The 25,367-nt window shown below is 73.7% G+C and carries 19 protein-coding genes; 7 read left to right on the top strand and 12 right to left on the bottom strand.

Annotation, left to right across the window (positions count from 1 at the left end; all coding sequences use genetic code 11):
- Positions 1 to 37 precede the first annotated feature (37 nt).
- From EL245_RS11815 to EL245_RS11805, 3 genes are read right to left on the bottom strand one after another with little or no spacing between them, the layout of a single operon-like run.
- Positions 38 to 1,573: a DUF5719 family protein gene (locus tag EL245_RS11815; RefSeq protein ID WP_126383388.1), complete on the bottom strand. Its 1,536-nt coding sequence runs from the start codon at positions 1,571 to 1,573 to the stop codon at positions 38 to 40.
- Entirely contained in the window at positions 1,570 to 5,481 is a 3,912-nt protein-coding gene (locus EL245_RS11810) for a glycosyltransferase (RefSeq protein WP_126383386.1), read from the bottom strand. The genes EL245_RS11815 and EL245_RS11810 overlap by 4 nt, the downstream gene beginning before the upstream one ends.
- A complete protein-coding gene (locus tag EL245_RS11805) occupies positions 5,478 to 5,726 on the bottom strand; it encodes a WhiB family transcriptional regulator (RefSeq protein ID WP_197719519.1) in 249 nt (82 codons plus the stop codon). Before EL245_RS11805 ends, EL245_RS11810 begins: the two co-directional genes overlap by 4 nt.
- Positions 5,727 to 6,077: 351 nt before the next feature.
- On the opposite strand from EL245_RS11805, the gene EL245_RS11800 reads away from it, so the two are divergent.
- Positions 6,078 to 6,839 carry a TIGR03089 family protein gene (locus tag EL245_RS11800; RefSeq protein WP_126383382.1) on the top strand — a complete coding sequence of 254 codons (762 nt, stop codon included), beginning with the start codon at positions 6,078 to 6,080 and terminating at the stop codon, positions 6,837 to 6,839.
- 69 nt (positions 6,840 to 6,908) lie between these two features.
- Here EL245_RS11800 and manA read toward each other — a convergent pair whose 3' ends face one another.
- On the bottom strand, positions 6,909 to 8,099 hold the full coding sequence (gene manA / locus EL245_RS11795; protein WP_126383380.1) for a mannose-6-phosphate isomerase, class I: 1,191 nt from the start codon (positions 8,097 to 8,099) through the stop codon (positions 6,909 to 6,911).
- 183 nt (positions 8,100 to 8,282) lie between these two features.
- Here manA and rfbA point away from each other — a divergent pair, with 183 nt between their 5' ends.
- The 4 genes from rfbA to EL245_RS11775 all read left to right on the top strand — a co-directional run bounded on the left by rfbA (position 8,283) and on the right by EL245_RS11775 (position 11,223).
- Complete coding sequence (rfbA, locus tag EL245_RS11790) at positions 8,283 to 9,155, top strand: glucose-1-phosphate thymidylyltransferase RfbA (protein ID WP_126383378.1); 873 nt, start codon at positions 8,283 to 8,285, stop codon at positions 9,153 to 9,155.
- A 132-nt stretch (positions 9,156 to 9,287) separates the two neighbouring features.
- Entirely contained in the window at positions 9,288 to 10,043 is a 756-nt protein-coding gene (locus EL245_RS11785) for a glycosyltransferase family 2 protein (protein WP_126383376.1), read from the top strand.
- Positions 10,043 to 10,468: a DUF2304 domain-containing protein gene (locus EL245_RS13905; protein ID WP_126383374.1), complete on the top strand. Its 426-nt coding sequence runs from the start codon at positions 10,043 to 10,045 to the stop codon at positions 10,466 to 10,468. The genes EL245_RS11785 and EL245_RS13905 overlap by 1 nt, the downstream gene beginning before the upstream one ends.
- Entirely contained in the window at positions 10,465 to 11,223 is a 759-nt protein-coding gene (locus EL245_RS11775) for a glycosyltransferase (RefSeq protein ID WP_197719415.1), read from the top strand. The genes EL245_RS13905 and EL245_RS11775 overlap by 4 nt, the downstream gene beginning before the upstream one ends.
- A 50-nt stretch (positions 11,224 to 11,273) precedes the next feature.
- Here the strand turns inward: EL245_RS11775 and EL245_RS11770 are convergent, their stop codons facing one another.
- From EL245_RS11770 to EL245_RS11760, 3 genes are read right to left on the bottom strand one after another with little or no spacing between them, the layout of a single operon-like run.
- Positions 11,274 to 12,392 (bottom strand): glycosyltransferase family 2 protein, encoded by a 1,119-nt coding sequence (locus tag EL245_RS11770; protein WP_197719414.1) that lies wholly within the window; start codon positions 12,390 to 12,392, stop codon positions 11,274 to 11,276.
- Positions 12,389 to 13,315, bottom strand: coding sequence for a glycosyltransferase (locus EL245_RS11765; RefSeq protein WP_126383372.1), 927 nt, complete (start codon positions 13,313 to 13,315; stop codon positions 12,389 to 12,391). Before EL245_RS11765 ends, EL245_RS11770 begins: the two co-directional genes overlap by 4 nt.
- Positions 13,312 to 14,616: a lipopolysaccharide biosynthesis protein gene (locus tag EL245_RS11760; RefSeq protein WP_161512707.1), complete on the bottom strand. Its 1,305-nt coding sequence runs from the start codon at positions 14,614 to 14,616 to the stop codon at positions 13,312 to 13,314. The genes EL245_RS11765 and EL245_RS11760 overlap by 4 nt, the downstream gene beginning before the upstream one ends.
- A gap of 283 nt (positions 14,617 to 14,899) precedes the next feature.
- Between EL245_RS11760 and EL245_RS11755 the strand changes: the two genes are divergently transcribed.
- A complete protein-coding gene (locus EL245_RS11755; RefSeq protein ID WP_161512708.1) occupies positions 14,900 to 15,820 on the top strand; it encodes a glycosyltransferase in 921 nt (306 codons plus the stop codon).
- Between the two features lie 176 nt (positions 15,821 to 15,996).
- On the opposite strand, the gene EL245_RS11750 is transcribed toward EL245_RS11755, so the two are convergent.
- From EL245_RS11750 to EL245_RS11735, 4 genes are all read right to left on the bottom strand, one after another.
- Positions 15,997 to 17,421 (bottom strand): sugar nucleotide-binding protein, encoded by a 1,425-nt coding sequence (locus EL245_RS11750; RefSeq protein WP_126383366.1) that lies wholly within the window; start codon positions 17,419 to 17,421, stop codon positions 15,997 to 15,999.
- A gap of 168 nt (positions 17,422 to 17,589) precedes the next feature.
- Complete coding sequence (locus EL245_RS13285) at positions 17,590 to 18,924, bottom strand: hypothetical protein (protein ID WP_161512709.1); 1,335 nt, start codon at positions 18,922 to 18,924, stop codon at positions 17,590 to 17,592.
- Between the two features lie 162 nt (positions 18,925 to 19,086).
- Positions 19,087 to 20,490, bottom strand: a complete 1,404-nt coding sequence (locus EL245_RS11740) for a glycosyltransferase family 2 protein (RefSeq protein ID WP_126383364.1) — start codon at positions 20,488 to 20,490, stop codon at positions 19,087 to 19,089.
- On the bottom strand, positions 20,487 to 20,843 hold the full coding sequence (locus EL245_RS11735; RefSeq protein ID WP_126383362.1) for a hypothetical protein: 357 nt from the start codon (positions 20,841 to 20,843) through the stop codon (positions 20,487 to 20,489). The genes EL245_RS11740 and EL245_RS11735 overlap by 4 nt, the downstream gene beginning before the upstream one ends.
- 59 nt (positions 20,844 to 20,902) lie before the next feature.
- On the opposite strand from EL245_RS11735, the gene EL245_RS11730 reads away from it, so the two are divergent.
- The gene (locus EL245_RS11730) at positions 20,903 to 23,458 is read left to right on the top strand and encodes a glycosyltransferase (RefSeq protein WP_161512710.1); all 2,556 of its coding nucleotides are present in this window, start codon (positions 20,903 to 20,905) and stop codon (positions 23,456 to 23,458) included.
- Between the two features lie 1,014 nt (positions 23,459 to 24,472).
- On the opposite strand, the gene EL245_RS11725 is transcribed toward EL245_RS11730, so the two are convergent.
- Entirely contained in the window at positions 24,473 to 25,363 is an 891-nt protein-coding gene (locus tag EL245_RS11725; protein ID WP_126383358.1) for a glycosyltransferase family 2 protein, read from the bottom strand.
- Between the last annotated feature and the right edge of the window lie 4 nt (positions 25,364 to 25,367).

Below are 25,367 nucleotides of genomic sequence, written 5' to 3'. Positions count from 1 at the left end.
GGGGTCTGAGCGCATCGCCGGCCACGGGGCCGCTGGGTCAGCGCAGGACGAGGTTGCGCTGGGTCAGCGCCTGGGCGTCAGCCACCGGGGAGAGCGTCGAGACGAGCGTGCCCGCCGCCTCGCCCTCGACCTGTGCGGTGACCGTGACCGCGGCGCTGAGGTCCTGCGCCTGGGAGGAGGTGATCCTGAGCGCGCCGACGTCCTCGGGGACCGTCGGGGTGACGGTCGTGGAGGCCGGGACCTCGACCTGGGTGGTCCACTGACCGTCGGCGGCGGTGAGGGTCACCGTCGAGGGCGTCGTGCCCGAGTTGGTCAGTGCGAGCGCGGGAGCCATCCCGTTGCCGCGAGGCAGTGCCACGACCGCCGCCTCGAGCGCGCCGGGTGAGGCCGCCTGCGCCCAGGCGACGTCGCGCAGGGCCGTGCCCGAGCGCTCGGGGTACTCCCCGGCGCTGCGCACGAGGCTGACCGCGGCTCCGACCGGGGCGTCCGATGTGACCCGTACCCCGTAGCTGCCCGGCGTGGTCCCCGCCAGGGAGATGTCGAAGACCGCCCCCGGGTCGACGACGACCGACTCGGCGCCTGCCAGGGGCTGCTCGCCCTGGTCCCCGATGAGCGAGACGGCGACGGTGGCCGGCTCCTGCCCGGGGTTGACGACCCGCACGACCGGGGACCGGTGGACAAGGCCCGTCTCCCCCGCCGCCCCGGCACCGGTGGCCTCCTGGTCGGATGCCTCTCCCTGGTCGGCGCCCTCGACGAGGACGACGCCGGGGACGGTCAGGTCGGTCGAGGGGGCCGCGCCCGGGGAGATGACCTCCGTGCCCGCGGCGGTCTCACCGTTGAGGGCCTCGGTGACGAGGAAGGGCACGAGGGTGCCGCCGTCGGCCTCGACGCTCAGGGCCACGCGCGAGTCGGTGGCCCCGGCGGACTCCAGGAGCATGCCGACGGTCTGTCCCGCCGGGACGACGACCTGCCCGTTGGAGGGCAGCGCGATCTCTCCGGTCGAGCCGTAGAGGCGGACCGTGGCCGTCACGACGGTGACACCCGGGTTGGTCAGCCGCAGCTCGGCGGAGGTGCCGACGGCCGAGGAGCCCCCGACCATCCAGGACACGGCCGAGGGCGGGGTGCAGGGCGCTGTCGTCAGGCCGCGCAGGTCGCCCGAGGCGGTCAGCGTCGTCACGGCGCCGACCGCGCCCGCCGGCTCCGTCCCGCCTGCCTCGACCGTGAGCAGCCCGCCCTCGGCGGTCTCGAGCGTGGTGGGGGCGTCGAGCTCGGTCCCGCCGTAGGTGATCGTCGCGTCCTGTCCCGTGGGGGTCAGCGTCGTCGAGGAGGTCGTCTCCCCCAGGTCGACCCCGCCGATGGTGTTGCGCGGAGCCTGCGGGCAGGCGTAGACGACGTCCGCGGCCGGGCCGGTGACCGTGGCCGGCTCGACCTGGGTGGTCGTGGGGCGGGGCGTCGTCGTGCCCCACCAGGTCATGGCGGTCCCGGCGCCCACGAGGGCCGTGGCCGCGACGAGGGCCACGACCCGCCTCAGGGTCGCTGTGGCCGGCCTGCCGACGGTCCTGGAGCGGTTCATGCCTCTGACCTCCGGCGTCGCAGGGGAAGGGCGGCGATGGCGGTGACGACCCAGGTCACCTGGACGATGCGCACGAGGAGGGTCGTCGCGGGTGCGTCGTGGGTGACGACGAGCTCGCCGTCTCTGGCCGGGACCTCGAAGGCCTGCCTCCACTGGCCGCTGCCGTCCCGGACGGTGGTGGCCCGCAGGTCCTCCCCCCCGAGGGTGGCGCTCCAGCCGCTGTCGGCGCGCTCGGCCAGGACGAGGGTGCGGGTCGTGCCGGAGCCCTCGATCCGGGTGCGCAGGTCGGTGGAGGACCAGGGCAGGACCGTCGTGCCCTCAGGGCCGACGAGCACGGCACGGGCGGCCTCGGTACCGTCCTGGGGCGCGACGCGCCATGAGGCTCCGGTCGTCGTCCACGCCAGCTCCTCGAGCCCGGGGGTCGAGCTGAGCCCGGCCCGGGCCGTGGCGGTCATGTCGTCGGCGGCGCGGTCGGTGAGCAGGACGACGGACACCCCGTGGGCGGCCAGGTCGGCGGCGACCTGCTCGTCCTGGCCCGCGACCGCGCGCGCGACGACGTCGGCGAGCTCGGCGTCGGCGGGATCGTCCAGCTCGGTGGGAAGCGGGTCGGTGGACGTGGCCCCGGTCAGGGGCTCCTCCCCCGCCGCGGGGACCCGGTCGCGCAGCTGGGCGGCCACGACGTCGGGGACGACGTCGGTCAGCTGGGTACCGGGGCCCCGCCAGCTGTGGACCACGATGCCCTCGCCCGTGGCGTCGTCGCTGGAGGTGAGGACCAGCACGCGTCCCGCTGCCTGGGAGGACTGCATCTGGGAGGCGATGACCGGGACCTGCTGCCCGGCGCCCCGGAGGGCCATGACGAGGGCGTCTGAGCCCGCCGCGGAGGAGGTCCGTGCCGACAGCGCCCAGGAGGCGCCGCACACGACCGGGCCGAGGAGGGCGAGGACCGCCACGACGAGGGCGACCGCGTGCCTCGGCCCGACGGCGCGGCCCACGAGGTCGGCCCGCGCCGCGTCGGCGCCCGCCAGGGCCGCGGCCAGGAGCCCGGCCAGGGCGAGGCTCAGCCCGGTCCCGGCCCAGCCGTGGACGGTCACCGAGTCGGTGCCGTCAGGCAGGGTGCCCACTGCGGTGGTCGTGCGGGTGCTCAGCGCGGCCAGGGCGAGCCCGCCCAGGGCCATGAGGACCCCGGCCCTGGCGCGGGCGCCGCGCCGTCCGGGCACGAGCAGGCCCAGGAGGGCCGTCAGCGGAACCACCACGAGGAGCGCCTTGACCGCGAGGGACAGCAACGGGGCTCCCACGAGCGACTCCAGGTCGAGCGGCAGGCCCACGACGAGCTCGATGGCGCTGGGCGCCGGGACCTCCACGGGGACCCCCAGGTCGGTCAGGAGGTAGCGCAGGGCCCACGAGGTGCCCTCGTCCCCCAGCAGGCCGAGGGCCGTCAGCCAGGCGGGTGCGGCGGTGGCCAGGACCGGCACGACGGTGAGGAGGAGGCGCAGGGCGCTGCGGGGTGAACGGAGCGCCAGGAGCAGCAGGCCCGGGACGATGAGGGCCGCGGTGGCAGGCGCCGCGGCGACGACGACGGCCAGGAGCAGCCCGGCGACCGCCGCGGCGGTCGGCGAGCCGGGACCGTAGCGCTCGGTGAGGGCGGCGCGGGCGGCTGCGCCCAGGGCCGGAGCGCCCCGCCGATCCGCGGCAAAGTCCTCGTCAACCGTGTCCTCGGCCTCGTCGGTCGCGTCGGACTCGTCGTCGCCGGGGCCCCGGTCCTGCGCCCCCGTCTCCGCCTCGTCAGCGGTGGCCGCCTCGTCAGCGGACTCAGCGGGGTCGGCGGCTCCGGTGTCCCGGGCCGTGTCGTCGGCGTCGCCTGCGTCGCCTGCGTCGCCTGGGTCATCGGCGTCATCGGCGAGGGTCGCCAGGTCCTCCATCCGCTCGGAGGCGAAACGGTCGAGCTCGGCCTTCTCCCGGCTCGTGGCGTGATGGGCGTCCACGAGCCCTGACAGGACGACGTCGCGCCGGTCGGCCCCGACCGCGCGGGCCAGGGCGGTCAGCGCCCAGGGCAGGGTGAGGTGGACGAGGACGGCCGACAGCCGCCCCTGTCCCACGCCCAGCAGGAGCACAGGTGACAGCGCCCAGGCCAGCGCCGCCCAGGCGCGCAGCCCGGTGCGGCGCGTCACGCAGCCCGCCGCGAACCACGCGCCCGCCGCGGCCACCGGGAGCGCCGCGAGGAGGAGGGCGTGGACGAGCACGTCGCCGTCGCCACCCACCCAGGAGGCCACGGCCCCGGCCAGGGCGAGGAGGGCAAGCAGCGGGGTCGGGGTGCCCGGGTAGCCGTCGGCTGAGGCGGCCCAGCTCGACCACGCGGCCTCCCAGGTCTGGCGCCAGGGTGCCGACAGGCCGGCCAGCGCGCCTCCGGTCAGTGAGCGGGTGAGCAGGAGGCCGGAGAACCCCATGACGGTGAGCCCGACGACAAGAGCCACGACCGAGCCCAGAACCCGGCGACGGCGGCGGGCCAGCGCGGCGAGCTCGCGCAGCTCGAGCTCGCTGGGGGCCGCGGCGCGGGCGAGGCGCTCGCGCTCCTGGCGCCGACGGTCCCGGCGCATGGACCGGATCTCGGTGGGCTCGACGTAGAGGCGCGCCAGGACGGAGCGGCGCACCTCCTGGTGGGCCGCCAGGCGCCGTCTGCCCGCCCGGATGCCCGGGCCCCGACCGGCAACCGTCACCGCCGCCCCCAGCTCGTCACCGGCGAGGGCGGGCTCCTTGGTCACCAGGCGCCACAGGGCTCGGGCGGAGCCGAGCAGCACGAACCACACCAGGAGCACCGGCACCGGGTGGGTCGAGAAGGTGGCCCACGCCGTGAGCTGGGCGGTGCGCCGGGCATGGAAGGAGCGGTCGGGATCGGGGTCTCGGAGCGGAGCGGGGACGCCGGGCTCCTGCCCCGCGCTCCTCGTCCTGCGGGTGCCCTGGGCCGGCCTCAGCCCGAGGTAGGAGGCGCGCCGGTGGCGCAGAAGCGCCCGGGGCACGACGATGACGCGGTGCCCCGCCAGACGCACCGCGCGGGAGAGCTCCAGCCCGTCGCCGAACACGGGGAACAAGGCGCTCGTGCCCTCGAGCTGGTCCCACACCGCACGGTCGATGAGGGCACCGGCGGTCCCGACGGCCAGGACGTCGCTGCGGTCGTCGTACTGGCCCTGGTCGATCTCCCCCTCGACGATGTCGTTGGCGCGGCGCGCCGAGGCGGTGGTGCGCAGCCCGACCTCGAGCAGCTCCTCGGGGCGGTCCCAGTCGACCTGCTTGGGCCCGGCGAGCGCCACCGACCGCGCCGCGACGACGGCGGTCGCCAGCTCCTCGAGGCAGTCCGCGCCGGGGGCCGAGTCGTCGTGGAGCAGCCAGAGCCAGGACTGGCCCGGCGCCTCGGCGCGGGCCGGGTCGCCGGAGGCGGCGGCGCGCGCCTCCTCAGCGGGGGTGATGGGCGACAGCGCCCCGGTCGGCCCGGTCAGGCGGTCCTCGGACCGGTCACGCAGACCGTCGCCGGCCGTACCGAGCAGGCCCCCGGCGTCCTGCCCGCGCGGGCCGCGCCGCCGGTTGCCGGCGGCGACCAGCTCGGCGTAGCGCTCCAGCCCACGGGACACCGCCCCACCGAAGCCGGAGGCCTCAGGGACGTGGACGATACGCACGTCGGTGACGTCGTCGACACGGGAGGCCGCCACGGCCTCCTCGACGGGGGTGCCGTCACCCAGGCCGTTGACCCGCGAGGCGACGTCGACGACGAGCAGGACGTCGGGAGGCACCGTCTGGTTCCGGAGCGCACGCAGCGAGTGGGGCAGGAACGGGGTCACCCCCGCCGTCACGAGGACGGCGAGGGTCTGCGCGCCCAGGGCGCGGGTCGAGGGGCCGGGGACGGCCGGCCCGCTCATACGGCGCGGCGCTTGAGCTTGCGGCGCTCACGCTCCGACAAGCCGCCCCAGATGCCGAAGCGCTCGTCGTTGGCCAGGGCGTACTCGAGGCACTCCTGCCGCACCTCGCAGGTCGCGCACACGCGCTTGGCCTCACGGGTGGAGCCGCCCTTCTCAGGGAAGAAGGCCTCGGGGTCCGTCTGGGCGCACAGTGCGCGCTCCTGCCAGGCGAGCGGCCCCTCATCGAGGCCCTCGTCGCCGAACAGAAGGAGGAGCGCCTCGTCGTCGGCGTCGTCGGTCCGAGTGAGCGGACCGTCACCGAGGATGTTCCACACGATGGGCTTCCCTTCCGAGTTCCGAGCTGGTGACACCGAGGAAACTACACGGGTGTCAGATGTTGGAGTCAAGCACGGGGGGCAAGCGTCACCCATTCGTGATGAAATGGCGTCGTTCCGCCGAAAAATCGACGTTAACAAGCCGGTCGCGAGCGCTAGCATCCCCGTTCGACCACAGGCTGGCACGGCACGCTGGGGACCCCTTCGGCGCGACCTGAAGGGAGGCTGGGAACCCACCCCCGCCCCTCCCGCGGCAGCCGCGACCCCTGATTCAATCTGCTCATGACCACTGCGCAGACCGACCCCCTCGTTCGCCTCCTCCCCACCTCGGCGGACTCCGACAGACCCTGGCTCGTGTGGTACTCCGAGGAGGAGCGGATCGAGCTGACGGGCCGGGTCCTGAGCATGTGGCAGGCCAAGACAGCAGGACTGCTCTGCGAGGAGCTGGGCGACCGGCCCGACGTCCAGGTGGCGATGAGCACCCACTGGAGAACAGTCACCTGGTGCGGTGGTACATGGCTGACCGGCGGTCTTGTGAGGTTTTGCACAAGAGATGGTGAGGGCGTGCCGATGAGGACGGCCTCCGGCTCCCCCACCGGTCCCGGCACGGCCAGCATCGCCTTCGAGGCCCGTGACCTCGACCCCCGGGCAGGGCTGCGGATGCTCGTCCCCCGCCCCTCCCTGGCGCTGCGCAGGGACGAGGCGCTCGAGCCGCTGGTCCTCGACGGCGTCGCCGACCTCATGGCCCAGCCCGACGTCTTCGTCCCCGGTCCCGTGAGCGCCGAGGCCCCCGCCCTCGTGCGTGAGGACGGCGCTGTGCTCACGCGCCGCGGGCTTGTCGAGGCGCTGCCCGAGACCAGGGCGCTCAGGGCCCAGGAGGCAGGAGCACGAGCCGTCATGATCGACTCTGAGGGGTCGGCCGCCGTCCTGGAGGTGCTGGCTGCCTGGCGGCGGGGGCTGAGCGCCGTCATGGTCGACGCCGGGGCCGCCCCCGGCCTGCGCGCGACCGCCGCCCGCCAGGAGGGCGCTCCCCTGTCCCCGTGAGCCTCGGCCCCGCAGGAGCCCCGGCAGGGCCCGGCAGGCGCCGCGCTGGGCCCCAGGGCCCCACGGCGGTCAGGGCACGTCGGCCTGCACGACCGTCCCGGCGCCCTCGACGGCCAGCGTCCTCTCGTCGGCACCCACGAACACCGCCTGGCCCCGGGTCAGGCGCTCCTGCCCTGCCGGCGTCGTCACCGTCGTCGTGCCCTCGACAGCCAGGACGATCCGCGGTCCCCTGCCGGGGACCTGGGTCCGGGAGTCGGAGGGGACGACCGTGGTGACGAGCAGCTCGAAGTCGTCGACCGGGGCGTAGTAGGCCCGGGTGGCGCGCGAGAGGTACTCCGGGGCGGGGCGCACCGGTGGCGCGGCGACGTAGTCGACGCAGGCGAGCATGGCCGGGACGTCGACGTGCTTGCTCGTCAGTCCCGCGCGCAGGACGTTGTCGGAGGAGGCCATGACCTCCACGCCCAGGCCGGACACGTAGGCGTGGACCGATCCGGCCGGGACGAACAGGGCCTCCCCCGGCTGGAGCGTGACGGGGTTGAGCAGGAGGGCCGCGGCCACCCCCGGGTCCCCCGGGAAGGTGCTGGCCATCTCCACGGCGTTGGTGTCGGCCCGGCGCGACGGCGACGCCCCCGCCTCCAGCCGCTGGGAGATCTCCCCGACCAGCTCGTCGACCTCAGCGGGCTCGGGGCGGGAGGCCTTAGAGACGAGGTCGGAGAAGACCTGCCTGATCCCGAAGCGCGTCGGGTTGAGACGCAGGGTGCGGCGCATGCGCCGGGCCAGCGGGCTCGACAGGTCGGCGAGCACCTCCGCGGCGCGCCGCGGTGCCCTGAAGCCCGCCACGGCCTCGTAGCGGGTGAGGGCCAGGACCATCTCGGGCTTGTGGTTGGCGTCCTTGAAGCTGCGCCGCGGGCTGTCCATCGCGATCCCCTCGCGGTTCTCCCGCTCCCAGCCCGCCTGGGCCTGCTCAAGGTCGGGGTGGACCTGGAGGGACAGCGCGCGCTCGGGGGCGATGACCTTGAGCAGGAAGGGCAGCTGGGGGCCGAACCTGCGCACGACGTCCTCCCCGAGCAGGCGGGTGGGGTCGGCGGCGATGAGCTCGGCCAACGGGGGACCCCCCACGACCCGGGTCGGACCCGCCTCGTGCGCACCGAGCCACAGCTCGGCCCAGGGCTCGGAGTCGGGCTCGATCCCGAGGAGCTCGGGGATGGCCGTGGTCGAGCCCCAGACGTAGCGCTGGCGTGCACCGTCGAGTCGTTCCATGACGGCAACATAACGGCTCACCGCCCCACGGCCCGCCAGGCGGGGCCCGCCCGCGCCGGTGAGGTCGGCCCCGGCGCCGGCCCGCCCCCGCCGCCCGGTGACAGGACTGCACAGGGCCGACCCGGCCCGCCCCGCCGGGGGGTCGGGCTGCACCGGAGGGAGGTCATGGGTCAGACTGTGCCCATGCGAGGCATCATCCTGGCCGGCGGTTCCGGCACGCGACTCAACCCGATCACCCTGGGCACCTCCAAGCAGCTCGTGCCCGTGTACGACAAGCCGATGATCTACTACCCGCTGAGCACGCTGATGCTCGCCGGGATCCAGGACGTCCTGGTCATCACGACCCCGCACGACGCACCCAGCTTCCACCGGCTCCTGGGGGACGGCTCCCAGCTCGGGGTCAACCTGTCCTACACCGCCCAGGAGGTCCCCAACGGCCTGGCCCAGGCCTTCGTGCTGGGCGCCGACTTCGTCGGGGGCGAGTCCGCCGCCCTGGTCCTGGGGGACAACATCTTCTACGGCCCGGGCATGGGAACCCAGCTGCGGCGTCACACGAGCCCCGACGGCGGCGTCGTCTACGCCTACCGCGTGGCCGACCCGACCGCCTACGGCGTCGTCGAGTTCGACGCGGAGTTCAAGGCGCTGTCCATCGAGGAGAAGCCGGCCCGCCCCAGGTCGGACTACGCGGTGCCCGGCCTGTACTTCTACGACAACGACGTCGTCGAGATCGCCCGCAACCTCAAGCCCTCAGCCCGCGGGGAGTACGAGATCACCGACGTCAACCGCACCTACCTCGAGGCGGGGCGCCTGACCGTCGAGGTCCTGCCCCGCGGCACGGCCTGGCTCGACACCGGCACCTTCGACTCGCTGGCCGACGCGACGAGCTTCGTGCGCACCGTCCAGCACCGCCAGGGCCTCAACATCGGCTGCCCCGAGGAGGTCGCCTGGCGCATGGGCTTCATCGACGACGACGGCCTGCGCGAGCGCGCCGAGCCCCTCGTCAAGTCCGGCTACGGCCAGTACCTGCTCGGCCTGCTCGAGCGCGAGCGCCGCTGAGGCCCCGTCGAGCCTGGTCGAGCCCAGTCGAGCCTGGTGGGCCGCCACTGCCGGCGGCCCACCAGGGCGAGCGCCTCAGTCGTCTAGACTGAGAGGCGCAGCCCCGCCTACCGAGGAGTCCCGAGGAGTCCCATGCCCACACGCCGTCCCAGAACGCTGGTCATCATGCCGGCGTGGAACGAGGAGGAGGCGATCGGGGCCACGATCCGGGAGCTGCGCGAGGTCGTGCCCGGCTACGACCTGCTCGTCGTCAACGACGGCTCGCGGGACCGCACTGCCGAGGTGGCCCGCGCGGCGGGCGCCCTCGTGCTCGACCTGCCGTACAACATGGGTGTGGGGGGAGCCATGCGTGCCGGGTACAAGTACGCCCGGCGCTTCGACTACGACCGCACCATCCAGGTCGACGCCGACGGCCAGCACGACCCGCGGGACATCGACGCCGTCCTGGAGGGGTTGTCGCGGGCCAACATCTCCATCGGCGCGCGCTTCGCCGAGGTCGGCACCTACCGGGCCCGCGGTCCGCGCCGCTGGGCGATGCTCCTGCTGGCGGCGATGGTCGGGCGCATCAGCCGCACACGGCTCACCGACGTCACCAGCGGCTTCCGCGCGGGGGACCGCACGGCCATCGACCAGTACTGCCGCTACTACCCTGCCGAGTACCTCGGGGACACGATCGACTCGCTCGTCATCGCCGTGCGCTCAGGGCTGAGCGTCACCCAGGTCGGGGTCTCGATGCGCCCCCGCCAGGCCGGCACCCCGTCGAACAACCCCGGCAAGGCGGCCGTCTACCTCGTGCGCTCCATGTTCGCGCTGTTCATCTCGCTGACCCGGCGTCCTGTCGACCGGGGGTCCCCCTCACCGGGGGCCGGCGGGGAGGCGGTGCGCTGATGCTCACCCGCGTCTTCTTCATCCTCGTGGCCGTGGCCATCATGCTCTTCGTCATCGGCCTGCTGCGCTCGCGCAAGCTTCGCGAGAAGTACGCGGCGCTGTGGATCCTCGTGGGGCTGGCCATCGTCGTGCTCGCGGTCGTCCCCGACCTGCTGGGCGCCCTGGCGGGCGCCCTGGACATCCAGGTGCCCTCCAACCTCCTGTTCGCCCTGGCGATCTTCCTGCTCCTGGGCGTGGCCCTGCACCTGTCCCTCGAGATCAGCCGCATGGAGGACGAGACCCGCGTCCTGGCCGAGAACATCGCCGTGCTCGACCTCGTGGTCCGGGAGGCGGGGCTGACCGCGGACCTCGAGGGGCGCCGGAGCGCTCCGGAGGATCCCCAGGCCCCTGACGCGGGTGCGCCCGGGCAGGAGGGGCCGGCATGAGCAGCACGTCCCGGGGCCGGGTGAGCGTGTGCATGGCGACCTACAACGGCGAGCGCTTCGTGGCCGAGCAGATCGCCTCGATCCTGCCCCAGCTGTCCGCCCAGGACGAGCTCGTCGTCGTCGACGACGCCTCAACCGACTCCACGGTGGCCGTCGTGGAGGACCTCGCCGCCCAGGACCCTCGGATCCGTCTGACGGCCCGGGCGGACAACCGGGGTTACGTGCGCACCTTCGAGGAGGCGCTGTCCCTGGCGAGCGGGGACCTGCTCCTTCTCAGCGACCAGGACGACGTGTGGACGCCGGACCACGTCGAGGTCCTCGCCTCCGCGCTGGAGGACGCCGAGGTCGCGGCGACGAACCTGGGCACCCTGGGCGGGCCGGAGGCGATCCGCGGCCCCTACGGGCAGGCCGACTGGCACCTGCGGGCCTCGGGCTCCCGACGGGCCTGGCGCAACGTGCTCGGCGTGCTGGCGGGCAACCGGCCCTACTACGGCTGCGCGATGGGTGTGCGGGCCGAGGCGCTGGGCCGGGGCCTGGCCCCCTTCCCCACGTTCCTCGGGGAGTCCCACGACCTGTGGATCGCCCTGTACGGCAACCTCCGGCGCTCGATGCGCCACTGCCCCGAGCGCACGGTCCTGCGACGGTTCCACGAGTCCAACCAGACCCCCAACCGCCCCCGGGGGGTGCGCGCCGCCCTCGGCTCGCGCCTGCTGCTGGTGCGCTGCATCACCGAGCTGCGGCGCCGGGGTCTGTGAGGACGGCTCTGAAGAGGGACGACCTGTCTCCGCGCTGTCTCAGTGCTGTCTCAGCGCAGGGCGTGGCGCAGCAGCGGGCGCACGTCCCTGCGGGCGCGCAGCGCGCCGGGCAGGAGCGAGAGCGCGTAGGCCCTTGAGGTCAGGTGCTGGCGGGCCGCCCGGGAGGCCCGCCGCCAGCCCAGTGCGTCCATCCGGGCGGCCTGCTGGGCGAAGAACCGACGCTCGTCGGAGAAGCGCGGACCGTCCAGGAGAGCCTCGGAGGACAGGCTCGCACCGTGACGGCGGTATCGGAAGACGACGTCGGGCACGACCGCCAGGCGGGCGCCGGCGGTGATGAGGTCCATGAGCAGCCCGACGTCGAGGATGATCTCGTAGTCGGGCAGGAACCTCACGCCCTTGAGCGCCTCGGTCCTCAGGGCCAGGCTGGGCCAGTACAGCCAGTCCCCGACGAACAGGGACCGGGCCAGGTCCTCACCAGCGAGCACGTGGGTGGCCCGACCACTGGGGCGCAGGAGGTCCTTGACGCGGTCGCTCAGGGGCAGGACCGGCGCGCCGGAGCCGTCGACGACCTCGACCCCGGGCTGGATGATCTCGACCCCGGGCAGCCGGGCCGCGGTGCGCTCGATGGTCTCGACGTACCGCGGGCCGAGCAGGTCGTCGCAGCCCATGAACACCGTGTAGACGCCCTCGGCGAGCTCCTGGCAGCGGCTGAAGTTGCCGATGATGCCCAGGTTCTCCTCGTTGCGCAGGTAGCGCACCCGCTCGTCGTCGAGCCCGGAGAAGAAGCCGGAGACGTCCTCGGGGTAGCAGTCGTCGACGACGGTCAGCCGCCAGTTCGGCGAGGTCTGGTCGAGCACCGAGCGCACGGCAGCGTAGAGGTAGTCAGGCTCCCCCCAGAAGGGGATGAAGATGTCGAGGGCGACCGGTGCGTCCGTGTGCGGGGCGGGCTGGGCCGGGAGCCCGCTGCCGTCCTGCCGGTCCCGGGCGCCGTGAGCGCCGTCGGCTCCACCAGCACCGTGAGCGCCGTCGGCTCCACCAGCACCGTGAGCGCCGTCGGCTCCACCAACGCCGTAAGCACCGTCGGCTCCACCAACGCCGTAAGCACCGTCGGCTCCACCAACGCCGTCAGCACCGTCAGCGCGGTCAGCACCGTCAATGGCCTGGCTCATCGTCTCCCGCCTCCTGTGGTCGTGTCCTTCATCGCGCCTCCGCGACCGGCCAGGCCGTCGCGCAGCCCGCGCGCGGCCCGTGCCAGCCGCCCGCGCCTGCCCGGTGCCAGCGCGGTCACGATGGCCAGGTGCCGGGCCTGCTTGCCCACGGCCCGCAGGCACCACCGCGGGTGCCTGCGGCCGTGGCGGCGTACCAGCGTCACGAGGTTGCGCACCTGGTAGTAGTACCGGAACTCCGCGGCGACGGTGATCGGCAGGCGCCAGGGTCCCAGCCCTGCCCTCACGGTCGTGCCGAGCTGGTGCTCGATCTCCACCGGGGCGACGACGGGTACGGCTCCGGCGTCCAGGGCGCGCAGGTAGAAGTCCGAGTCGACGCCGTCGATGAACAGGTCCTCGGCGAATCCGCCCAGCTCCCGCCACAGCGCGCGGGTCACGAGCAGGCCGGACTGGATGGGCTCACCGCCCACGACGACCGGGTCCTGGCCGTCGGTCCCCGGCAGCCGGCGGATGTTGCCCGCCGCCCGGGGCCCGACCATCCCTGCGGGCACGCCTGCGGCCCGTGCCGCGGCATAGGCCTCGACCTGGGCGGCGACGTAACCCGGAGGCAGGAGCGAGTCCTGGTCCACGGTGAGCACGGCCTGGCAGGCGGGGTCGAGGTGCTGCGCGCCCTCGTTGAGGGCCGCTGCGATGCCCCGGTTGCGGTCGTGGACCACGACCTGCGCGCCGTGGGCCCGGCAGTCGGCCAGGACCGCCCGCGTGGCCTCGGTGGCCCGTTCGGGCCCGTCGTCGACGACGACGACCTGCTCGACCTGAGCGGCAAGGGCCTCGACGGCGCCGACCAGCCCGGGCCCCGGGGCGAAGGCGGTGACGACGGCGCCCACCCGGTCGATCCGGTCGGGCAGGTCGAGCGGCGGGGTGCTCATGAGCGGGGCTCCGTCCCTGGTGAGGCGTCCTCGGCGTCCCGGGCGTCCTCGCCGTCGGCAGGGCGCGCCGGGCCCGGGGCGCCCATCCGCCCCAGGGTGCGCACCGCGCTGGGTGCCAGGACGAGGAGGATGAGCAGCTCGGAGCAGGCCATGCCGACCGCGATGACCGTGGCGCTGTGGGCCACGCCTCCGAGCACCATGACCGCCAGGCCGCCGACGGCGGCGATGACCGTGGCCCGGAAGACCTTGTGGGCCTGCCCGGTGGGGATGAGGAGGTTGCGCAGCAGCGGGGTCGTCGTCGAGATCGCGAAGAAGGCCAGACCGAAGCCGGCCGACACCGGGTAGGTCGCACCGACCTGGGCGCCGTAGAGGATCGAGCTGATCGTCGGGGTCAGCACGGCCAGGCCCAGCGCGCCGACCAGGCCCAGCGCCGTGTGGGCCATGATCGCGAGCCTCTGGCGGCGGCGGGCGGGTGCTCCCTGGAGCTCGAGGACCCAGCCCTGGAGGGCGTTGCCCAGCGCCTGGACGAAGAACAGGGCGTAGCGGTAGATCTGGTCGGCGGAGGCGAACTGGGAGGAGACCACCGGGGTCAGGGTCGCCGTGGCAACCGGGGAGGGGGTGTAGGCGTAGGCGGCGCCGACGAGGTTGGCCCCCGCCGCCCCGCCCATGCCGCGGATGTCGGCCCAGGTCGAGCGCAGTCCGGGGAAGGGCGGGCGGGGTCCTGGGAAGACCCGACGGCGGAAGAGCACGAGGCCCGCCACCATCCCCGCCCCGAGCATGATCGGGTAGGCGATGGCCTCGTGGGTCAGGAGCATGACGGGGATGGCGATGACGGTGGAGACCGCACGGGGAAGGGTGTCGTAGTAGCCCAGGAGCCGAGGGTTGCCCACCCCGATGCAGTACCACTGGGGCGACATGGCCGTCAGGACGAAGGCGACAGCCATGACGGCGGCCGTGGCGCGCAGCGACGGCATCGCGATCACCGCCGAGGCGACGGCGCACACGGGGGCGACGATGACGCACATGACGAGGCGGCTGGCCACGGAGGCGGTGTAGAGCTCGTTGTGCTCGGCCTCGGTCCGCATCCGGGCCACACGGGCCGGGCCGACGTAGTTCCAGCCCCAGGTCACGACGGTCGACCCGAAGACGCCGATCGACATCGCGGTGACGATCGTCGACCAGCCGGGTCCCACGAGGCGCGCCGCGGTCGGGGTGGCGATGAGCGGGGTGATGAGGGTGAGCAGCGGCCATCCGGTGAAGCCCACGAGCCTGAGGATGACGCGACGGGCCTCAGAGGGCACGGGCGCCCCCCTGCCGGGCGGGGGCGGCTGGCGGCGTCAGGAGCGCGCGGCGCGGGCGGCGGTCGCGACGGCTCGTCAGGAGGAGCATGCCAGGATCCTAGATGATGGCCTCGGCACGGGCCCTCCCGCCGCCGGGCTCGTCCCGTGCGCCCCGTCGCGCGCGCCTGCCTGCCGCGCTGGTCGCACACGGGACGAAGTCGGCGAGGACCCGGAGCGGCACGTATGCTCGAGACGGCCGGTGGGGATGCTCCCGCCTCGCCGAGGCACGGACCGGGAGGGCATCGTGATCGACAGCAGGACGCGCGTGGCGGCGGTCGTGGCCGCCTACCGGCCACCGAGCACCCTCGTCGAGCACGTGCGCGCCGTGGTGCCCCAGGTCGCCGGGGTGGTCGTCGTCGACGACGGCTCGCCCTCCCAGCAGGCCGAGGCGGTCCTCGACGCCCTGGCCGGCGCGGGGGCCCACGTCCTGCGCCGCGAGACCAACGCGGGGATCGCCGCGAGCCTCAACGCGGGGATCGCCTCGGCCCGGCGCCTGTTCGACCCCGAGCTCGTCGTCACACTCGACCAGGACTCCACCGTGTGCCCGGACTACGTCGAGGCGGGGCTGCGCACCTACGACCGGGCCCGGCACGCGGGCCTGGACGTGGGGCTCGTGGCCGCCGAGAGCCACGGGGAGGCGGAGGCGCTCACCGACGGGCGCGAGCGCGGCTTCGCCCTCGCCTTCGACCCGCTGCAGTCGGGGACGTTCCTGCCGGTGCGCACGATCGACAGGCTCGGGCCCCTCGACGAGGGGCTCGTCATCGACGGCGTGGACTCGGAGTACACCGCCCGCGTGCGCGCGGCCGGCATGAGGGCTGTCATCGCCCCCGGGTGCCGCCTCGACCACGCCCTGGGGGAGCGCGAGCCCGCCCAGATCCTGGGACGACGCATCGGCTCCCTCACCTACTCCCACCACTCCCCTGCCCGCGTGTACTACATCACCCGCAACCAGGTGATCATCGCCCGACGCTACCTGCGCAGCAGCCCGGGCTGGGTCCTGCGCCGCAGCTGGAAGGAGGTCCAGGGCCACGGCATGCGCCTGGTCCTGGGGCGTGACCGCCCCCTGACGCTGCGGGCGATGGCGGCGGGGACACGCGACGCCGTCCTGGGCCGCTCAGGGGCGATCCCCGACCGGGACCTGGCGAGGCTGGTCCCCCGCCGCTGAGCGCACACCCCGGCCGTGCCTCGGCCTGCGCGTTCGTACCGTGTGCCTCCTCAGCGCACCTCTACCGTCCGCTCTGGACGCACACGGTACGAGCTCGACGCTGGGAGGTACGGGGACCAGGCAGCAGGCCCGGCGCAGGGCGACGCAGGCCCGGTACGGGGACCAGCCGGCAGGGGTCAGCCGAGCGTGGCGACGTAGGCCTCGAGGCGCTCCATCGAGTCGGCCGGGATGAAGCCGGTCGCCTCGATCTTGCTCAGGTCGAGGGTGGAGATGAGCGGGCGCGGGGCGACGTCCTGGCCCGCGAAGTACTCCTCGGTGGTGATCGGGGTGACCGCCTGCGGGTCGTGGCCGGTCAGCTCGTAGACCCGCTTGGCCACGTCCGCCCAGGAGACGACCGGGCCCTCTCCGGAGAGGTTGTAGGTGCCGTAGTCGGCGCCGGTGCTCAGCAGGTGGATGATGCCTGCGGCGAGGTCCGCTGTGAAGGTGAGGCGGCCCGTCTGGTCGGCCACGACCTTGGGGGCGACGCCGCGCTCAGCCAGGGAGGCCATCGTCTTGACGAAGTTCTTGCCGTCGCCCACCACCCAGCTCGTGCGCACGAGGTAGTGCTGCGGGACCCCGGCGACGGCGGCGTCGCCACCGGCCTTGGACTGCCCGTAGACGCCCAGGGGGCTGGGGTCCTCATCCTCGGTGTGGACCTCGGCCGTGCCGTCGAAGGTGTACTCGCTGGAGATGTGGACGAGGGTCAGCCCGTGGGCGGCCGCGGCGCGGGCGAGGTTGGCCGGGCCGGTGGCGTTGGCCCTCCACGACAGGCGGCGCCCCTCAGGGGTCTCGGCGCCGTCGACGTTGGTCCACGCCGCCGCGTTGACGATGACGTCGTAGGACGACCAGTCCCACTCCTCCATCGCCCGGGTGTCGGAGATGTCGACCTCGGGAAGGTCGACGCCGGTGGCGGTGTACCCGGCCTCGGGCAGGCGGTGCATGAGCTCTCGCCCGAGCTGGCCGTTGGCTCCGGTGACGAGCACCCTGCGTCCGCGAGCGACCGGGGCGGGGAAGGGCGTGACGTCCTTGAACCGCGGGTGTCCGCGGTCCTTGTCGGACTGGATGGCCTCCTCCAGGGGGATCGGCCACGGCACCGCGGCGGTCTCGTCGGCGAGGTTGAGGAAGGTGTACTGGGCGTCGGGGGACCAGTGGTCGTTGACGAGGTAGGTGTAGGCGGTGTTCGGCTCGAGCGTCTGGTAGGCGTTGCCCACCCCCCGCGGGACGTAGACGGCCACCGACGGGTCGATCTCGCAGGTGTAGACGGCCCCGAAGCTCGGGCCCTCGCGCAGGTCCACCCAGGCGCCGAAGACCCGCCCGGTGGCCACGGAGACGAACTTGTCCCACGGCTCGGCGTGGATGCCCCGGGTCACCCCCACCTCGTCGTTGAAGGAGATGTTGTTCTGCACGGGACCGAAGTCGGGCAGCCCGAGGGCCACCATCTTCTCGCGCTGCCAGTTCTCCTTGAACCAGCCGCGGTTGTCCCCGTGGACAGTCAGGTCGATCCGCAGGAAGCCCGGGATCGGGGTGGTCTCGATGCCCAGGGGCTTGGCGGTTTCGGTCATGTCGTGCACGTCCTCGTTCCTCGGGGTTCCTCAGGCGCCGCGCTCCAGGGCACGCCCCGGGCCGGCTGCCTGCGAGTGTAACGCCGACCGGTGCCCGGCGCCGCAGGCGGCCCACCGGGCAGCACCGGGAGGCACCGGCTGGCGAGAGTCCCGGCCCGGCCGCCAGCCTCAGTTGACGTTGAGGGAGACCACGGCGTAGAAGTACGCCGCCACGGCCAGGACGGCCACGGCGATGCGCAGGCAGCGTCGGTCCAGGGACCAGGCGGTCGTGAGCGCCAGGATCGGAATGAGGACCATGGCGTAACGGGGCTGCATGGCCACCGCCGACCCGAAGACCGCGGCGAAGGCGATGTTGACCGCCGGGCCGATGCCCAGCAGCGAGACCGCGCCGCTCTGTGCGAAGCGGCGCTCGACCCAGCCGCGGCCGGGGTGGAGCCAGGCCACGGACACGAGGGTCGCGATACCGCCCCACAGCACGAGGGTCGGGAAGAAGGACGCCTCCGTGCTTGCCGGCCAGTTGGCGGTGAACAGGCCCTGGAGGGAGTCGTCGATGTAGTACAGGCTCCCGGTGAGGTCGACGCCCCCCTGCGGGTCGCCGACCAGTCCGGCCGAGGGAAGGGCCAGAGCCGTCTTCATCCTCATCCAGCCCAGGCCGACCACGAGCGCCGCCGCCGGGGGAACGAGGATCGCGGCCCACCCCGGTCGCCTGCCGTCGTCGTCCTCGCGGCGGGGGGCGATCCGCGTCCAGGCCAGGAAGAGGAAGGCGGCGATGACGACGAAGGAGTTCTGGAACTTGACGAGGGTGACGACCGCTGAGATGGCGATGAGGGGCCACAGGGGCCACTGCCCTCGGGCGTAGAGCAGGGCGGCGAGGAGGACCGCGGAGCCGCACAGGAGGTTGGGGGCGTCGGGGCTGATGTAGGCGTTGGTCACGCGCAGACCGGGCATGGCGCACACGACGACGGGGATCCACACGGCCAGCCACCACGAGCCGGCTGTGCGACGGATGAGGTAGGCGAGCATGACCATGCCCAGGCCCAGCCAGATGGCACCGGTGAGCCGGGCCGCGGTGATGAGGCTCAGGCCCGGCACGACGGTCATGATCGCCTGGGCCATCCACGCGGTCGAGAAGTAGTAGACCGGTGAGTGGATGCCCGCGGTCGAGTGCCCGTCCCACGGGTAGGTCGCCAGGGGCTCGTCGATGCCGCAGCGGCCGACGTAGGTGACCTCGGTCTGCTCCATGCCGAAGCCCCTGCACGAGGAGGCCTCCCGGGCGAGCTCGTCGACGGTCTGGCCCTCCCGGGCGAGGATGCCCCGGGTGGCCTTGTCGACGGCGTCGACGTAGTTGTACTCGTCGATGGGCGACAGCGCCGGGTGCGCATGGACGTACCTGGCCGTGACGACCCCGGCGAGGACCATCATGAACACGGCAACGAGGAGCCATTGGGCCCATCGGGGCAGGGCGGCCGCGCGGGTGCGCAGCCCGTTGACGAGGCCTGTCATGGTCGACCTTTCCGGGGCGGAGCTGGGCAGGGTGGGAGGGCACGGGGGACACGGAGGGCACGAGGGGCACGGGAGACACGGGAGACACGGTCCGCCGGGACGGACGGGGCGAGCGGCACTGCGATCATAACGGCAGCGGTCCTGACCCGAGGGCGCCTCGGGTCAGCCCCAGTACTCGACGTGCGGGTCGCGCAGGACGACCCCCCGCCACCTGTCGAGGGACGCCTCCTCCTCGGGGGTGATGCGCACCTGACGGGTCGAGGACTCCCGGTGGATGAGGCGGGCGGCGTTGACGCACACGACACGGCCGTGGTCGACACCGAGCTTGAGGCACAGGTCGACGTCGTTGAAGTTGAGCGGCAGGGACTCGTCCATCCCCCCGACGGACAGGAAGTCCTGTCTCCGGCAGGCCAGGCAGGCTCCGGTGACCGCCAGGTAGTCGACGTCGGCCTGCGCCATCGGGTGGGTGGGGTCGTCGACCTCGAAGATCCTGGCGTGCATGGGCAGGCCCTCGGGCGGGCAGACCGTGCCGATGTGCTGGAGGCGCCTGCGGTCGCCCAGGAGCAGCCGCGCGCCGACGGCCGCGGTCCCCGGGCGCCCCAGGGCGCCGAGCATCTCCTGGAGCCAGCCGGCCTCGAGGGGCTCGACGTCGTCGTTGAGCAGGAGGAGCACCTCGGCCCCCGTGGCCAGGGCGCCGGCGTTGACGGCGCGCGCGTAGTTGAAGTCGCCCTCGGTGCGCACGACTCGCAGCCGCCCGGGCCAGGCCTCGGAGCACCGGTCGAGCAGGTCCTGCGGGCAGGAGGCGTCGACGACGAGGACGACCTCGACGTCGATCTCGGCGTCGAGGTCGAGCAGGGTCGGGCCGACGGTGCGCGCGAGCGCCTCGAGGAGAAGGTGGACCAGGACGTGCTCGGTGCCGTCCTCGATCGTCCTGGAGGCGAAGGCGGTGGGGACGACGACCCCCACGGAGCGCGCCCAGCCCGGGCGGGCGCGCGTGACGACGCCACCGGCCGAGGTGGGCACGACGAGGGCGTCCTCGCCGGTGCGCCGCAGGTGGGCGCGCACGGTCTCGAGCCTCTCGTGCACCGAGCCCGTCGTCGTGGGGCCCGCCTGCTCGACGAGGACCGCGGGGCAGTGCTCGGGGTGCTCGGCCAGGTCGGCGGCCCGCACGAGCAGGTCCCACTGGCTGAGGACCGGCCCCAGGGCCCGGACCCGCTCGAGGAGTCCCGCGGACAGCAGGACGACACGCCCGCTCACCGGGAGCTGGGCGAGCAGCTGGGGCATCCACCTCGGGGCGCGGCGTGCACGGCCCTCCACACGGTGGTCGACGGTGACGAGGTCGGCGCCGCGCTCGACGGCGTAGTCGGACACGACCCTGAGGGCCCCGGGATCGAGGCGGTCGCCGGCACGCAGGAGCAGCGCGAAGGGCGTGTCGACACCCGGCCCGCTCATCCAGTCCGCCTCCACCCAGCGGTCCTCGGGCCCGGCCATGACGTCGAAGGACTCGCGCGTGGCCGCCGTCGCCTCGGCCTGGCCGGGGACGACGAGCAGGGTCACCCCGGTCACGACGAACGCCTTCTCACGACGCGCCGGGCCTTGAGGGCGACGCGCACGGCCGGGTGCGAGCGGATCGTCGCCAGCTGGGCCTCACGCACCGCCAGCGCGGCCTCCAGCTCCCCGACCCGGGCCGAGGCCCGCGCCAGCTCGGCGTCGGTACGCCCGATGCGCTCGGCCTGGTCACGGATGATCGAGGCGCGCACGGCGCCGGCGGCCTCGAGGGCGCCCACCCGGGCGGCGAGCTCCGCGCAGCGCTGGGCCAGACCGGCCTCGACGGCCTGGTCCTGCTCGGCGCCCACGCGGGCGTGCACCTCGGCGTCCCGTGAGGCGAGCTCTCGGTGGTCTTGGTCCTGCCCCGTCATGGGGACAGCATAGTGTGGCGGCGGACCTGGCCGATGATCAGCCCGGTAGCATGCCGCCCATGCGGATCGCCCAGGTGTCAGCCCACTACCCGCCCAACTTCGTCTCCGGAGGCACCCTTGTGCCCCAGCGTGTCGCGCGGTACGTCAAGGGGGCCGGGCACGAGTCCCTCGTCTACGCGGGCTACCTGGACAAGGACCGCAGGCCCCTGGAGACCTGGACGGAGACCGACGAGGAGGGCGTCGAGGTCACGTGGCTGGTGACCACGCCCTGGACGGCGTGGACCGACCCGCACAACTACGACAACCCGGGCGCGACCGCGGCCTTCAGCCGGTGGCTCGAGCGCACGGCCCCCGACATCGTCCACGTCCACTCCCTCCAGACCCTGGGCGTGGGTCTGGTCGAGGCCGCCCACGCCGCGGGGGCGAAGGTCGTGGTCACGATGCACGACTTCTGGTGGTTCTGCTCGCGCCAGTTCCTCGTCGACCAGTCCATGCGGCCCTGCTCCCTGGTCACCGAGTGCGGCGCCTGCGACTGCGACGCCGCCCCCTCGATCGCCGGGCGCTCCGAGCGGCTGCTCCGGGCCCTGGCCGACGCCGACCTCGTCCTGGCCCCCTCCCGGTCGGCGGCGCGGGTCCTGGCGGCCAACGGTGTCGAGCCTCGGGTCCTGCGGGTCAACGAGAACGGTCTGCTCGACGCCCAGCTGGCCCGCCTGGGGCCCGAGCCGGTGGCCCGGACGGGCACGGGCCCCGTGCGCCTCATGTACGCCGGGGGGATGCAGGAGATGAAGGGCGTCGAGGTCCTGGGACAGGCGGCGCGGCTCGTCGGCGAGCGCGAGGGGCTGGTTCTGGACGCCTACGGGGTCGAGGCCCGCGTCGACGCCTCCACCCCGTCGTGGTTCCGGGCGCGCCCCGCCTTCGACCCCGCTGAGCTCCTGAGCGTCCTGGACTCCCACGACGTGCTCGTCCTGCCGTCGATCATGCGCGAGTCGCACTCCATCCTGACCCGGGAGGCGCTGGCCGCGGGCCTGGCCGTCGTGTGCACCGACACCCTGGGTCCTGAGGAGGCGGTGACCGACGGCGTCAACGGCTACATCGTCCCGGCGGGCGAGCCCAGGGCCCTGGCCGAGAGGCTGACCCACCTCGCCGACGACCCCGTCGGCGCGCGGGACCTGACGGGCCGGGGCTCGAGCTCGCCGATCCGGTCCTTCTCCGAGCAGGGGGCCGAGCTCCTCGAGTACTACGCCGGCCTCGTGGAGGCCCAGGACGACGAGCTCGAGGCGGTGCGCCGGGCCCAGGCCCAGCTGCTCGACAAGGTCCTGTTCATCATCGGCATCGACGGTGCCCCGCTGCGCTACCGCGCCCACCTGCCCGCCGAGGCCCTGCGCATGCGCGGGCACGAGGTGGTCGTGCGCCACTACCGCGACCCCGCCCTGCTGGGTGACGTCGAGGACACCGACGCCGTCGTGCTCTACCGCGTCCCGGCCACGGTCCAGGTCCTCGACCTCATCGAGCGCTTCCGTACCTGCGGGCGCGAGGTGCCGATCCTCTACGACGTCGACGACCTCATCTTCGACTCCTCCCTGCGCGGCACCCTCGACGGGCTCGAGAAGCTGAGCGAGGCCGAGGAGGAGCTGTGGTGGCACGGGGTCGACCGCTACCGCACGACGCTCGAGGCCTGCGACGGCTTCGTCGGCTCGACCGACATGCTGTGCCAGGAGGCCACCCGCCTCACAGGACTGCCCTCCTACCGCTACGCCAACGGCGTGGGGACCCTGCTGGCCCAGGCCTCCGACCGGGTTCTCCTCGAGGAGGGCGCGCGCGAGGACTCGACGGTGACCATCGGCTACTTCTCGGGCACGACGACCCATGACGCGGACTGGGCGATGGTCGAGCCCGCGCTGGCCGCCGTCATGCGCCGCCACCCCGAGGTCCGCCTGCGTCTGGGCGGGCACCTCGAGCCCACAGGCGCCCTGTCGGAGTTCGCCCCGAGGATCAGCCGCTCCGGCTTCGTCCCCTGGTACCGGCTCCCCGAGCTGCTGCGGGCCACCGACATCTGCCTGGCGCCCCTGACCGGGGACTCGGTGTTCAACGAGTCGAAGTCGGCTATCAAGTGGCTCGAGGCCGCCCTCGTGTCCCGGCCGACCGTGGCCACCCCCACCGGTCCCTTCCGGGAGGTCATCGAGCACGGGCGCACCGGGATGCTCGCCTCGACGACCCAGGAGTGGGAGGAGGCCATCGAGGAGCTCGTCACCTCCGTGGCGCTGCGCACCTCCATCGGCGCGGCCGCCAGGCGCGAGGCGCTGCTCGAGCTCTCACCGCGCACCCAGGGGCGGGTCTACGAGGACATCCTGGTCGACGCGGCCCTGCACCTGCGCCGCAACGGGCACCGCACCGACTCGACGTGGGAGCCGGTGGCTGACGACGAGCCCTTCTCCGCTGCTGACGCACCGGTCGACCCCTACACGGTGCCCTCGCGTCCGGGGGTCGTCCTGCCCCGGGGCCTGGCCCGAGCCCGGCGGCTGGGGCGGCGCACGCTCGTCGTCGCCCGCTCCGAGGGACTGGGCTCGGTGGCACGTCGGACGGCACGGAAGGTCTCACGCCGCATGCGCCGCTGAGCCTTCTGGGGTCCGCGGGGCCCTGGAGCCGAGCGCTGCACATCATTGACTCCGGCGGCGGGAACGAACCCGCGACATTCCAACGGACATTGATCGTTCTGTCGCACTCGGCCCGTGTCTCCATGTGCATCGCAAGGACCGATGCACATGTCAGGCTCCCGCGGCCGCCACGGCGACGGCAACCGGTTGAGGAAAACGGCGGGATTCCGTCGTTCTTGCCCCACCCCCACACCGCTGTTATGTGCATCACATGATGCGAGTGGCTCGGCGGCGCTGATGAGCAAGTCCCCGGGCTGGGCGGCACGGGCGGGCGGCACGGGCTGGGCGGCACGGGTCCGTTGCCCCTCCCGCTCCCCCTCCTCGAGATCGGGACATATGACACCTCGAGATCGGGACAAGTGACACCCCGAGATCGGGACATATGACACCTCGAGATCGGGACATATGACACGGCCGGGCGCACGCCCGGCGCGGGCCCCAGCCGTCACCGGGGACCGCCATCAGCGGTCGTCAGGCAATCTCAGCGCAGAGCAATCCGCGTGATGCCGGGTCGTCGTCGGGCAAGCGGCGGGACCGGGTGACGGTGGCCCACAGGGACGCCGTTCCTCCCCGGACCGTCCTGTTGCTCCGCACCAGCCCGTAAGGAGGTCATCACCAGGGCGCGCTGCGGTAGGCACCGACGGGCACGGACTACGGCGCGAACAGCTAGGACGTCGAAGACCCGCGGCCTGGAGCCGCCGGCCGGTGCCGGGTGCCTGCGCTGGCCGCGCCCCGACCCGACCCGCAGCACAGCGCCCGCCCCAGGACGCTCCTGCGCCCCGTCGTGCCATATGTCCCGATCTCGAGGTGCCATATGTCCCGATCTCGCGGTGTCATATGTCCCGATCTCGGGGAGGGGAGGGAACCGGACTCGTGACGTCGACCCCGGAACCGTTCCGCCCAGTGTCACCCAGTGACACCCAGTGCCACCCAGTGCCGCCCAGCCCGCGTCCCCCACTCCGTGGACTTGCTCAGCTAGGGACGCGGCCCCGTGCGACCGACCAGCCCGTCGCGCAGGCCCTCGACAAGGGCGCGCGCCCGCTGGCCGCGACGGTCGGCTACCAGGGCGTTGAAGGCCGAGTACTTCGTGATCCACACGGCGTAGCCGACCCGCCAGGCCACGGGCAGCAGCCCCGAGCGGATCAGGGCCACGGTGTTGCGGGCGAGGTAGTAGTTGCGCACCGGCCCGTGCATGTGGACGGGCTGACGGCGCCCGGGGATGCGCACGACCTCGTCACCCAGGGAGTGGGTCATCCGCGCCCTCGGGACGACGAGGAGCCGGTAGCCGGCCCGGCGCGCCCGCAGCCCCCACTCCAGGTCGACGTGGTCGATGAACAGGTCCTCGTTCATCGGGCCGACCTCCCGCAGGGCGTGCAGGTCCACGAGGCACCCCGAGGCGATGAGGAAGGCGACCTCGAGGAAGGGCGAGCCGAGCTCCTCGGCGGTGGCCCGCCGGGGCCCCCAGCGCCGGGCGACGTAGACGAGCTGGTCGCGTCCGCCGCGGTCCTCCCCCACGAGCGGGCCGACGGCGGCCACGGGCCGCTGGCCGGGGGCCTCGAAGGCGGTCATGAGCAGGGACACCATCCCCTCGGCGGGGGCGGAGTCGTCATCGGACAGGAGCACCCAGCGCGCACCCAGCCGCTCGGCCTCGACCACCCCTCGGTTCTGCGCGGCGGCGATGCCCGTGTTGCGCCCGAGCTCGACGAGCAGCGCCCCGACGGCGGCGCAGGCGCTGCGCACCGGCTCGAGCTCCTCGGGCAGCGAGCCGTTGTCAACCACGATGACCCACCGGCACTGGCCTGCCAGGGCCTCGAGCAGCTCGGCGCAGTCTCCCTCAGGGTGGTAGGTGACGACGACGGCGGCCACGTCC

It is taken from the genome of Actinomyces howellii, assembly GCF_900637165.1.
Taxonomy (GTDB): domain Bacteria; phylum Actinomycetota; class Actinomycetes; order Actinomycetales; family Actinomycetaceae; genus Actinomyces; species Actinomyces howellii.
The sequence above is the reverse complement of the archived record's forward strand: the minus strand, read 5'-3'. Positions and strand labels throughout refer to the sequence as shown.